At 44.0% G+C, this 12,547-nt stretch carries 9 protein-coding genes; 6 read left to right on the top strand and 3 right to left on the bottom strand.

Annotated features, from left to right (window positions below; translation table 11 throughout):
* Positions 1–271 precede the first annotated feature (271 nt).
* Both AACQ42_RS14365 and AACQ42_RS14360 read left to right on the top strand, forming a co-directional pair.
* Positions 272–1,366 (top strand): NapC/NirT family cytochrome c, encoded by a 1,095-nt coding sequence (locus AACQ42_RS14365; protein ID WP_094165822.1) that lies wholly within the window; start codon positions 272–274, stop codon positions 1,364–1,366.
* A 22-nt stretch (positions 1,367–1,388) separates the two neighbouring features.
* Positions 1,389–3,836: a trimethylamine-N-oxide reductase 2 gene (locus AACQ42_RS14360; protein WP_094149376.1), complete on the top strand. Its 2,448-nt coding sequence runs from the start codon at positions 1,389–1,391 to the stop codon at positions 3,834–3,836.
* 69 nt (positions 3,837–3,905) lie between these two features.
* Here the strand turns inward: AACQ42_RS14360 and AACQ42_RS14355 are convergent, their stop codons facing one another.
* Positions 3,906–5,366, bottom strand: coding sequence for a DEAD/DEAH box helicase (locus AACQ42_RS14355; RefSeq protein ID WP_094165821.1), 1,461 nt, complete (start codon positions 5,364–5,366; stop codon positions 3,906–3,908).
* Positions 5,367–5,640: 274 nt separating this feature from the next.
* On the opposite strand from AACQ42_RS14355, the gene AACQ42_RS14350 reads away from it, so the two are divergent.
* The 3 genes from AACQ42_RS14350 to AACQ42_RS14340 all read left to right on the top strand — a co-directional run bounded on the left by AACQ42_RS14350 (position 5,641) and on the right by AACQ42_RS14340 (position 8,548).
* A complete protein-coding gene (locus AACQ42_RS14350) occupies positions 5,641–7,077 on the top strand; it encodes a 6-phospho-beta-glucosidase (protein WP_026028850.1) in 1,437 nt (478 codons plus the stop codon).
* A 107-nt stretch (positions 7,078–7,184) separates the two neighbouring features.
* The gene (locus tag AACQ42_RS14345; RefSeq protein ID WP_094126929.1) at positions 7,185–8,189 is read left to right on the top strand and encodes a LacI family DNA-binding transcriptional regulator; all 1,005 of its coding nucleotides are present in this window, start codon (positions 7,185–7,187) and stop codon (positions 8,187–8,189) included.
* Positions 8,190–8,326: 137 nt separating this feature from the next.
* Positions 8,327–8,548, top strand: coding sequence for a hypothetical protein (locus AACQ42_RS14340; protein ID WP_010319365.1), 222 nt, complete (start codon positions 8,327–8,329; stop codon positions 8,546–8,548).
* Between the two features lie 131 nt (positions 8,549–8,679).
* On the opposite strand, the gene AACQ42_RS14335 is transcribed toward AACQ42_RS14340, so the two are convergent.
* Positions 8,680–11,061 carry a glycoside hydrolase family 2 protein gene (locus AACQ42_RS14335; RefSeq protein WP_094165820.1) on the bottom strand — a complete coding sequence of 794 codons (2,382 nt, stop codon included), beginning with the start codon at positions 11,059–11,061 and terminating at the stop codon, positions 8,680–8,682.
* A 330-nt stretch (positions 11,062–11,391) separates the two neighbouring features.
* Here AACQ42_RS14335 and AACQ42_RS14330 point away from each other — a divergent pair, with 330 nt between their 5' ends.
* Complete coding sequence (locus tag AACQ42_RS14330; protein ID WP_026028717.1) at positions 11,392–11,730, top strand: YggL 50S ribosome-binding family protein; 339 nt, start codon at positions 11,392–11,394, stop codon at positions 11,728–11,730.
* A 109-nt stretch (positions 11,731–11,839) separates the two neighbouring features.
* On the opposite strand, the gene AACQ42_RS14325 is transcribed toward AACQ42_RS14330, so the two are convergent.
* Positions 11,840–12,472, bottom strand: coding sequence for an MSHA operon transcriptional regulator (locus AACQ42_RS14325; RefSeq protein WP_019282138.1), 633 nt, complete (start codon positions 12,470–12,472; stop codon positions 11,840–11,842).
* Between the last annotated feature and the right edge of the window lie 75 nt (positions 12,473–12,547).

Raw genomic sequence — 12,547 nt, 5'->3', positions numbered from 1 at the left:
CCTATCTTTGGGGTTTTTGTCTTTTATTTTTAATATCAATCGGTTGTGTTTTATGTATTTTTAATTTCTATCATCTGTGTGGCTATTTATTTTCTTATTTTATCAATTTATAGGAAAGGTGACATAGGTCACGCCTGTTCCTTGTCTAAATTGACTACTGTCAAGTTGACATCCCTCTTTGGAGGTATGATTTCCTTATGGAATACGATGCGCATCACATAAATGCAACGTGTTCTGTCAAAACCACATCCGTTGAGATTTGTGAGGAATAATGAATATTAAAAAAAGAATGATAGTGGGAGTTCTTGCTATTGGGGTGCTGCTCGGTTGGTTAAGCCTTGGAGGGACTCATGTCATCTTAGAAAAAACGTCGAGTACGGAATTTTGTCTCTCTTGTCATACTATGCAAGCACCCTTTCAGGAGTATCAAGGCTCGGTACACTTCAGCAATGCCAAAGGCATCCGCGCAGAATGTGCTGATTGCCATATCCCCACTGATACTATGGATTATTTAGTCACTAAAATCAGGGCGTCCAAAGATATCTATCATGAGTTCATTACCAAGAAGATCAGCACACCTGAAAAGTATGAAGCGCATCGAGCCGAGATGGCTGAAACTGTCTGGGCGCAATTAAAAGCGAACGATTCTGCGACCTGTCGTTCATGTCACAGTGAAGATGCGATGGAGATTTACGACCAAACGGTGCAAGCACAAAAAATGCATCAGTACGGTATCGACAATAATCAAACCTGTATTGATTGCCATAAAGGTGTGGCGCACATGCTTCCTGAAGTCAAAATGGACAGCCAAGCATTAGCCCATTTAGTCGAAGAGGCTAGGTTAACCCCTGTGGGCACTTCTATTGTTTATGCGATGCAATCTACGCCCATTTCTGATTTCGGAACGATCAATCCAGCGACGCCGCTGAAAGTATTGAATGAAAGCGATGGCAAACGCACCGTTGAATTGAGTGGTTATCAGATGCAAGGTGCAGAACAAGTCTTGTATATGGGTGAAGGTAAGCGTGCTGTGATTGCTATGTTAACTGAAGCAGGGCAAAAAGCATTGAGCGTAAAAGAGTATAACGAAGATGCCTACGGAAATCAGTGGCGTCAAGTAACACTTGCCGGGGACATCGACACGCCAGTGTTGGGTAAAATGGATTCGCTTTGGGCATACGCTGAGCAATTGGACAATGTTTACTGTTCAACATGTCATGCCAAAATTCCGAGTAACCATTTTACGGTTAACGCGTGGCCTTCTGTGGCAAAAAGTATGGGGGACCGTACCTCTATTTCCGCAGAGGATCTAGAAATCCTCACGAAATATTTCCAATACAATGCGAAAGATGTTGTTGCCCAATAAAAAATGAAATAAGGATTCAGTGATGACTACTCTCACACGTCGAAGTTTTCTAAAAAGCGCTGGTGCAACTGCAGGTGCGGTCGCTATTTTTTCGGTTAAACCCATGCCAGTTCTCGCTTCCGCACCGCGAGGAGCTGGTGTACTGACTGCTGGGCGTTGGGGCGCTATGCTGGTTGAAGTTAAGGATGGGAAAATTATTTCCTCAAAGAATGCATTGCCGCAAACCGTACCCAATAGTCTACAAACCTCAGCGCCAGATCAAGTGCATACTCAAGCTCGGGTCAAATACCCGATGGTGCGTAAAGGTTTTCTAGCAAATCCCCATATGCCAGATGGTAAACGAGGAGACGATGAGTTCGTCCGCGTTAGTTGGGAAAAAGCGCTGCAATTAATCCACCAACAGCATGCTCGTATTCGCACTGCTTATGGAGCCGAGTCAATTTTTGCGGGCTCTTACGGCTGGCGATCCAGTGGAATTTTACATAAAGCCCAAACCCTACTGCAACGCTATATGAGTATGGCGGGAGGCTATTCGGGTCATTTAGGTGATTATTCTACGGGGGCTGCGCAAGTCATCATGCCTTACGTTGTAGGCTCAATAGAAGTGTATGAACAACAAACAACTTACCCTGTTGTACTTGAAAGTAGTGATGTTGTGGTGCTTTGGGGGCTCAACCCTATTAATACACTGAAAATAGCATGGAGCAGTACCGACGGCGCGGGGCTTGAGTTTTTTAATCAACTCAAACATTCTAAAAAAACCATTATCGCTATCGATCCTATGCGTTCGGAAACCATCGAATTTTTTGGTGAAAACGCTCAGTGGATTGCACCGCATCCTGGTACTGACGTTGCGATGATGTTGGGGATCGCCCACTCACTAGTTGAAAAGGGCCAACATAACCTCGAATTTTTGAATAAATACACCGCTGGTTACGACAAGTTTGAAGCTTATCTGCTAGGTCATTCTGATGGCACGCCAAAGACAGCACAATGGGCTGAGGCAATTTGTGGCGTTCCTGCCAAACAACTAGAGCTATTGGCTGATATTTTTAGCAAAAATAGAACCATGATCATGGCTGGTTGGGGAATCCAACGTCAGCAATATGGTGAACAAAAACACTGGATGCTTGTCACTCTGGCTGCAATGCTAGGGCAGATCGGTTTACCCGGTGGTGGGTTTGGTTTTTCATATCACTATTCCAATGGCGGTAACCCAACGCGAACTGCGGGTGTTTTACCTGCTATATCAGCGGCTATTGATGGTGGTTCATCTGCGGGTAATGATTGGGCCGTTTCTGGAGCAGTAAATAGTTTTCCTGTGGCTCGTATTGTTGAAGCGTTGGAAAACCCATCCGGTCAATATCAACACAACGGGCATGAGAAAACATTTCCTAACATCAAAATGATCTGGTGGGCAGGCGGTGCAAACTTTACTCATCACCAAGATACCAACCGTTTGATTAAAGCGTGGCAAAAGCCGGAACTCATCGTTATCTCTGAGCCTTATTGGACTGCGGCCGCAAAACACGCTGATATTGTACTGCCCATCACGACGTCATTTGAGCGTAATGATCTCACCATGACAGGGGATTATAGCAATCAACATTTAGTGCCGATGAAACAAGCAATTGAGCCTCAATTTGAAGCGCGAAATGATTTTGATGTATTTGCTGATATGGCGGAGCTGTTAAAACCGGGCGGACGTGCAGTGTATACGGAAAATAAATCCGAAATGGAATGGTTGGCTGGTTTCTATAAAGGAGCTCAAGCTATCGGTCGCCAGAATCGGATTGCAATGCCTAACTTCAGCTATTTTTGGAAACAAAATCAGCTCATTGAGATGAAATGGAACGAAGCGAACGCGAAGTTTGTGCGTTATTCCTCTTTCAGAGAGGATCCTATCCTGAACCCTCTTGGTACACCAAGTGGCAAGATTGAGATCTTCTCCAAAACCATCGAAGGCTTCAAATATAGCGATTGCCCGCCACATCCTATGTGGATGCCGCCAACGGAGTGGGTAGGGAATGCTCAAGCCGATGAACTGCAATTGATGACATCGCATGCGGCTCATCGTCTCCATAGCCAGTTAAACTATGCGGCACTACGCGAGCAATATGCGATAGCAAACCGTGAACCGATCTGGATTCATCCAGAAGATGCAAAAGTTCGAGGGATCAAAGATGGCGATCTTGTCCGTGCTTATAATCAACGTGGCCAAGTCTTAGTTGGCGCGCTGATCACGGATGGAATTAAGCAAGGTTCGGTCTGTATTCATGAAGGGGCATGGCCCGATTTTGATAAACCTCATGGTTTATGTAAAAACGGAGGATGCAACGTACTGACCGCTGACATACCTACTTCAAGGTTAGCCAATGGCTGTGCTGGTAACTCTTCAATTGTGAAAATAGAGAAATATATAGGAGAGCCACTTCCTCTAACCGCATTCACACCGCCCAAAGGCGCGTAAAAGCAAAAAGGCCACTAGATGAGAGTGGCCTTTACTTTTTAATCAGAGAGTCGTAATCAGTGAGTAATATCAGCTCGCCGCGATTTTGTTTGCTCTACGAGGTCTATTTTGTCCAGCCGATCCGCTTCTCGTGGGTTGGTTTGCACTTGGTTTGTTACTGTTTGAACGAGTGGAATTGGCCGCTTTCGGCTTTCTGTCATTAGTTTTGGTATTCGCGCTTATGCTGTGACCTTTTGCTACATCACCAGAGCGCTGTCCGTCATTATGTTCTGGTTTGTTCTTTTTCGGCTTTTTCGCTTTAATCGGTTGTAGCGAAGGAGATGCCGGTAATTTGTTCACTGGCGCAAAGCCTTCAACCTCAATTCGTTCTAGTAAATTTTGGGTAAGGCGCTCAATGGCAAACATGTCTTTTGCTTCATCGGCGCAGACCAAAGAGATCGCATTTCCTTCAGCGCCTGCGCGGCCTGTACGGCCAATTCGGTGAACATAATCTTCAGGGACGTTAGGCAATTCAAAGTTTACCACTTGTGGTAATTGGTCAATATCAATGCCGCGAGCGGCAATATCCGTTGCTACTAAAATGCGGATCTCACCACTTTTAAAATTGGCCAATGCCTTAGTACGTGCGCCTTGACTTTTGTTGCCATGAATCGCGGCGGCGCTGATGCCACTGCCTTCAAGTTGTGCGGTTAAGCGATTAGCGCCGTGTTTAGTTCGTGTAAATACCAACGCTTGTTGCCAATTATTTTCTTTGATTAGTTGAATCAATAGCGCTGGTTTTTTCGCTTTATCTACAGGATGCACCCACTGTTTGACGGTTTTGGCGGTACTATTGCGTGGCGTAACCGAAATCTCGACTGGGTTGTTAACTAACCCTTTCGCAAGTTGGCGAATTTCATCAGAGAAAGTGGCCGAAAAGAGTAGGTTTTGACGTTTTGCTGGCAGCAGTGCAAGGATCTTTTTAATGTCACGAATGAAGCCCATGTCTAACATGCGATCCGCTTCGTCTAAGACCAAAATTTCTAATTGGTTAAATTTAATCGCATTTTGGTTGTATAAATCCAGCAGTCGACCCGGTGTCGCGACCAAGATATCTACTCCACGACGCATTTTCATCATCTGTGGGTTAACTTTCACACCGCCAAAAATAACTTCAGAGCGTAGTGGAAGGTTTTGTCCGTAAGTTGCCACATTGTCGGCAACTTGCGCGGCTAATTCACGTGTCGGCGTCAGAATTAATGCACGCACTTGGTTGGGGCCTACTTTTGGGCCTTTAATTAATAGATCCAAAATGGGCAGGGTAAATCCTGCTGTTTTCCCGGTACCTGTCTGGGCCGCTGCCATCACATCTTTGCCTTCAAGAACGGCTGGAATAGCTTGCGCCTGAATTGGCGATGGTGTTTCGTAACCTTGAGAAGCAACGGCTTTCAGGATGGCATGGGATAAACCCAGAGAGGCAAAACTCATTAAAATGTCTCGATATGTAAATAAGGAAGTGATCCGCATCACGTTGCGGAAAGGCGCAAGCATACAGTAGTCACAGCAAAAGTGCTACGGAATGTCTCTGTTTGCCACTTGTCAGTAACAAATAGTGCGTATTTTCTTCCGAGAACATTAGAATTATTAATTTAAATGTAACCGGTTTCCGAAACCGGTTACATTTTTAAGATAATCGTTTATGATGTCACGCAAAGTAGCAAAGCGATGATGTATTTCTATACAACGTGTCCACATGGCGTGAAATAGCATATTAGATCGACATAAGGGTACATTGAGTCAGCAAATGAAGACGAGGTAGATGACGATGGCAACGAATGGTTTTCCAAAAGATTTTTTATGGGGTGGGGCTGTAGCAGCACATCAAGTTGAAGGTGGATGGAACCAAGGTGGAAAAGGAGTCAGCATTGTCGATGTGCTCTCAAAAGGAGCGCATGAAGTACCTAGGGTGATGACCTCCGGTGTGGATGCAAATTATTTCTATCCTAATCATGAAGCCGTTGATTTTTATAGTCATTACAAAGGTGACATTGCACTTTTTGCTGAGATGGGTTTTAAATGTTTTAGAACCTCAATTGCTTGGACTCGTATTTTTCCACAAGGTGACGAAGTCTCGCCCAATGAAGCAGGGCTACAATTTTATGATGATCTTTTTGATGAATTGCTGAAATACGGCATTGAGCCAGTTATTACGCTTTCGCATTTTGAGATGCCATTCCACCTTGTACAACAATACGGGGGATGGGCAAATCGCAAGCTTGTGGATTTTTTCGTTAACTTTAGCCAAGTGGTGATGGAGCGTTATAAACAGAAAGTGAAATACTGGATTACCTTCAATGAGATCAATAACCAGCGAAATTGGGAATTCCCACTGTTTGGCTACTGTAACTCAGGGGTGATCTTCACTGAACATGACAACCCAGAGCAGGTGATGTACCAAGTCATGCATCACCAATTTATTGCCAGTGCTTTAGTGGTCGATCTTGGTCATAAGATCAACCCTCAATTTCAAATGGGTAGCATGATTCATATGATGCCGCTTTATCCCGCGTCGTGTCGTCCAGAAGATATGATCCGCTCTCAAGAAATGATGAGAGAGAAGTACTTGTTCAGCGATGTGCAAGTTCGTGGCTATTACCCAAGCTATATTTGGCGTGAATGGGAGCGAAAATCGATAACCGTTGATATGCTCGATGGCGATGAAGCGATACTGCGTAAGGGTTGTGCCGACTACCTTGCGATCAGCTATTACATGACAAATATTGTCTCTGATGATCGCAACGCTGAAGGTGAAACAACCAGTTTATTTAAACAAAGTCGCTTAAACCCTTATCTCACAGCGTCTGATTGGGGATGGCAAATTGACCCGGTAGGGCTTCGCTACGCGCTTTCTGAGTTGTATGAACGCTACCAGAAACCGATTTTTATTGTCGAAAATGGTTTTGGGGCGATCGATGAAGTCGATGAGCAAGGCCAAGTGCAAGACGATTATCGGATTGAGTATTTACAAGCACATATACGAGAAGTGAAGAAGGCCATTGCTATAGACGGCGTTGATGTCATGGGCTACACCCCTTGGGGCTGCATCGATTGTGTGTCGTTCACCACTGGTGAATATAAAAAACGTTACGGTTTCATTTATGTAGACAAACACGATGATGGTTCTGGTTCAATGGCTCGCAGTAAAAAGAAAAGCTTTTACTGGTATCAGTCCGTGATCAAAACCAATGGCGAACAATTATAAACGTGGAATGACAATAATAATTGTTGATTGAGAGCGTTCATCCAGCTTAGGAAATTAGGTAAACTCCCTCGGCTTCCAAGAGTCGGGGGTTTTTATTAGGAGTCACCATGGCGACAATCAATGACGTTTGTAAAGCAGCGGGCGTGTCTAAAGCCACCGTATCGCGCGTACTCAACCAAACTGGCCAAGTAAAAGCAAGTACGCGAGAAGCCGTTTTACAAGCCATGTCCACCTTGGGTTATCAACCTAATGTGTTGGCGCAAGCATTAGCCACAAACAGTGCAAATGCGATTGGGCTGATACTTCCTCAGTTTCAAGGGAGTTATTTTGGTAGCTTATTGCATCAAGCAGCACAAGGTGCCGAGCAAGCACGTAAGACCTTACTTGTCATGGACAGTCACGATAATGCGGCAGGCGAATTAGCAGCAGTGCGCTCATTGCTCACTCAGCGTTGTGACGCCATCATGCTTTACAGCCGCCATTTGTCGAATCATGAGCTGGCATCATTGCAATCTGATGTTTCAGTGCCACTGATTGTACTCAATCGAACCTTGGAAGAAGTCGGTTTGCATAGTTTTGGTTTTGAGCAGCATCAAGCCGCTTCTTTAGCGATTAATCACTTGCTTGAACTTGGCCATCGCCGCATTGCTTGCATCACTAGCCCTTTGGACAGTGATACAGGACAACAGCGATTTGCTGCTTACCAGTCAGGCTTGCAGCAGACTGGTATTAAGCTCAATCACACGCTCGTTGTTGAAGGTGATAATTCTATGCTGGCGGGTTATGTCGCGGTTCAACGGTTATTAGAACAACAGAGTGAGTTCAGCGCTATTTTTGCCTGTAACGATGATATGGCACTAGGAGCAATGCGCGCACTTTACGAACATGCCATTTTGGTACCTAATCAGGTCTCTGTGATGGGGATTGATGATGAGCCTGCGGCTGCGTATTCGGTGCCCAATCTCTCAACAATATCGCTTCCCATTGAGCAACTGACGAAGGACGCAGTAGCCTTAGCCCTACAATTGGCTGAAGGGAAGGGCTCGGATGATGCCAAGATACATCGCTATCTAGGTAAGCTAGTGCTTCGAGAATCAACGTGCGCACCTTAAGAGGCCTCGCAGATTAATGACTCATTGAAATAATGAGCATTTATTTTAATTAACTGTATAAATCCACAGTTAATCGCTTGACATTATGTCACTCTTTACTAAGCTGTATGTATGCACAGTGAAGTTGGAGGTGAAATATGTTGTGGGAAACGCTAGAACGAGTTAACCGCCTTCGCCAAGAAGCGTTAGCCAACCCAGACTTTGTCCAATCCGCGCAAGACCATGAAGAGACATTGAAGCAGGTCGAGCAATACTTTGAACCAACGAAACGACGCAAGGCAGCAAAACGTGCAAAAACCCTTGCAGATATTTATCAACAGACTGAATTTGGTGAAAATCCATCTGGTGTTCAACATTAGTCAGTGTTTGACATGAGCCAATGTTTAACATGCATTAGCAAAAATGGTTTAGCTTGCAAAGAGCTGCTTGATGCGCAGCTCTTTTTCGTTTCCTTCTTTAAGGCTGAGCGTTTGTCTTTATTCGGCTCAGTTCATTCAGCCAGTTGATAAATAGTACAGTTTAAGTCAGATTTATCGTCTGATCTAAAGGCGATTGTCCGCATTTGGTTGGGGAGCAAAAAGAAGCTGGAGTCAGAAAATTGTAGTACGTTGTCATGTTCTAGGTGAACGTAAAGTGCAGGTCGGTCAGTGGTCAAACAGAGACTGCCCGCACGATATTCACACAATATGCGAGCCGATTTTAAGGGCAAACGTTTTGGTACATCCGGCAGCCAAAAATTATCCCGTTGGCCATCCGTACTGACAAAGTAGATCGCGCCTTTTTCTGGTGTGAAATCCCTTATTGTGTGTTGCCACACGATTTGGTTACTCTCTTGGGGCAGTCGTTCATTGATTGACCAATGCTTTCGCAATTCTCCTTCCCATCCAAACCAATATATGTCACCCACAAGGTATTGCTCACCGGGCGCATCATTAATGGCTCTCAGTGATAGGTGTTTCTCATCTTCAGAAAAACAGGCCAAAAGCGGGTTATAAAACCGTTTGGCGTGATAATGTAATTGCTTCCAGCGTCCAGAATACTCAATGCTTGACCAAGACGCGACGGGCCAGTTGTCATTGAGTTGCCAATATAATATGCCACGGCAAATCGGTGAGGTTGCCCGCCACGCTTCGACAGCCGTTTTAATCGCCATGGCTTGCTGAACTTGGCTCAAATAAAGCATCTGCTGGAAGCCATTCGGGAAACGGAAATAGCGAGTAAACATTTCGGTGATGATGCTATTACCACGACCATTCTTTTGGTGATGTTCAAAATGAGGCGCACTGATATTCCAGTCGCTTCCTGGGATAATCTGCTTCACTTCACTAAATGAAGGCCAAGACTGATAACCGAATTCTGAACAAAATCGTGGGGATATTGAATGGTAAGCGTCAAAGGATTTACCTGAATGCCACACATCCCAAAAATGCATGTCACCTTTATTATCATCATGCCAAGCGTCACCAAAATCTAATTCACCATTGCAAGGTGAGCTTGCCCAAAAACGGCGACTTGGATCTTGTTCATTGACGAGGATTTCTAAAAAACGATTGAGTCGGTCGTAATTGACTAGGTATTTTTCACGGTTTTCTCGAGATTCTGGATACCAAGTTAATGAACCAATCACCTCATTATCACCACACCAAATGGCAAGGCAAGCATGGTGCTTCAAACGTTGTATTTGTTGTGTGACTTCTTGCTTTACCTCTTCTAAGAAACTCGGTGTTGAAGGGTATTGTGCACAGGAAAACATCAGATCTTGCCAGACTAATAATCCGAGTTGGTCGCAAAGTTGATAAAAATGATCGTGTTCATAATCACCCCCTCCCCACACACGAATCATATTCATGTGAGCTTCTTGTGCGGCTCGTAACAGCTGTTGATAACGGGAAAAATTGACTTTGCTTGGCATGGCGTCCATTGGTATCCAATTCGCGCCCTTCACTGATATCGAGACCTCATTCACGATAAAGGTCATTTCACTGCCGATGGAATCTTGATCAGTGCGCAACGTGAGACGTCTTAAGCCAACTTGGCGGTTGATCTGCTGCTGTGCCATGGTAATAGACAGTGTGTATAAATAAGGGTCACCGTAACCGTTTGGCCACCAGAGATGCGGATGGTGAACATCAATATCTACACTGCTTTGGTTGCAAAATGCCTCACTATCGATCGTAATAGTTTGATCGCCAAAAGTAAGTGTGATGGGTGTGGAGAGCGATTCGCTATGCCGTATTCTCACGTGCAGCGTAACGTGTGTTAAAGCATGCCAAACTTGTTCAATATCCACACCCAGCAGTGAATATTCTTGTACCGTTTTTAATTGCATTGGTGCAAAAATACCACAAACAGCAAGGCATATACCCCAATCCCAACCACTATGGCATTGAGGTTTTCGCACTGTGTTCATGTGAGGAAGTTGATTATTCCCTTGCGCCCACGGAATGGGAAAGGGCAGCTCATCGGCTCTTTGCTTGGCTACCGAAGCGGCAGGTTCAAATCTCCATTCAAAATGATTTACACCAATTTGCAGATAAGGGCGAATATTAACGGTATAGGTTTGAAAAGCATTATGGCACTGTAAAACCTTCTGTCCGTTGATCCATAGATCAGCAAACGTATCGACCTTATTCAGCTCCAGTAAGTGGTTTGGGCACTGAAGGTCTGCCGCATTTAAAGTGATCGCTTTTGTTAATACCCAATGACATAAACCAGCCCACTGAACCTGAGACTCATTGGATGCATAATAGGGATGAGGGATCAAACCCGCTTGCAGTAATGCATGATACTGGTCGCCGGGCAGTGTCATCGTGATTTGGATATCTGGATACTCGGGTGAGCTCAATCGCCATTCACCGTTTAAATCAAACATAAATCCACCTCAAAAAATACGATTTATAAGGGCTAAATGAGCTGATTTAACCATGCACTATGAAATAAAAATGTGCATGGGTGGCAGGCTCAAAAGTTGTGCGAAGTTTTTAGATTAAGTTGCGAAGCAGTCAATAATTATGATTTTCTTGACTTTAATTTGACGTCACTAAGCTTGACGAGCGGCTTGTTTTAACTTGTTTTGTCTTGGCACATCTTGAAACAATTTGTTGTGAAAGTGTCCGCTTGTGGCGGTTTATATAAAGAATCATTTTGGAAATGGTGCTGAAAGGTGTATAAATGCCGCATTCAAACAGAGAGAGAAAATATGATGAAAATCGACAAGCTAGAAAATAAAAACCGCCGTATCCGTAAGAAACTGTTTTTAGGTGAATTTGCGATCCTCGGTTTTGAAGTTAGCTGTACAACGTCTATCAAAGACTTTGAACAATACGATCTCTTCGTTGATGAGTTTATTGATTACGTTGATAACATCGGTCTTTGTTTCGGTGGTGGTGGATTAGAGATCTTTGACGGCTTTGTGTGCGCAGCCGATCGCTACCGTTCAGCAACAGAAGAAGATAAAGCGTTGGTTGTAAAATGGTTAGAAAATCGTGCTGAAGTGAGCAAAGTTGTTGCTGGTGAATTAGTGGATGCCAATTACGCTTAATTGCTCTTCTATTCTACGTTATTCAGCCAGTGCTTTTCATTTGCGATGTCTGACAAAAAAGCCGGAGTGAAACCACTCTGGCTTTTTTATTACGCTAAATTTTATTACGTTAAAAATCAGCATGTTTAACAAAGTAAGGATTGTTGAATTTATTGGCGTGACCAACAATCGAAACCACTAAACGGTTCCATAGCGCTTTATCAAAAGGTTCTTTAGGAATGGCAGGATAAAGTGTTTCGACCTCTTCTCTGGCAAAGGCCATAAACTCTTTCTTTTTCCTCTTGTTATACTCTTGGGCGACATTATTGTAGTTGTGGATCCACTCTTTCTTAAAGCGAAGCAAGGCGGGCTCGGCTTTTTCTAAAGGTAGTCGAGAGAGATAAACGCGCTTATACGAGATTTTGCGATCAATCATCGTTCGCATACTGGTTTGAATGTAGGTACCGTGCTGCGTAATGGAAATATCGCTCTCATCAAACAGATTCACACACCAGCCCTTAGGCCAAAAGTCAGCCTGTTTATACTGATTATTTCTAGCGGTTAATACTTGATGAAGCACTAAATCAGAAGTGCCTTTAAAGGTTTGCTGCCATGTGGCTATGCGAATTTGCAATGAACCAGGCAAGCGATAGACATTGGTAAACTTATCTTCGTTCATGACTTCTACAGTAATTGGTTGAATAAAATACAATTTTTGAATGCCATTTGAGTGCAGGGAGTGCACCTCAAAGACGAAAGCCAAACGACGTGTCGATTATTTTATGACACATAAAATTATGTGCAGAGTACTCAGCTACTGATTTAAATTATAAGTATA

The sequence above is a fragment of the Vibrio sp. V12_P9A6T4 genome (assembly GCF_963874835.1).
Classification (GTDB): domain Bacteria; phylum Pseudomonadota; class Gammaproteobacteria; order Enterobacterales; family Vibrionaceae; genus Vibrio; species Vibrio anguillarum.
This window is presented reverse-complemented; position numbering and strand designations above follow the sequence as displayed.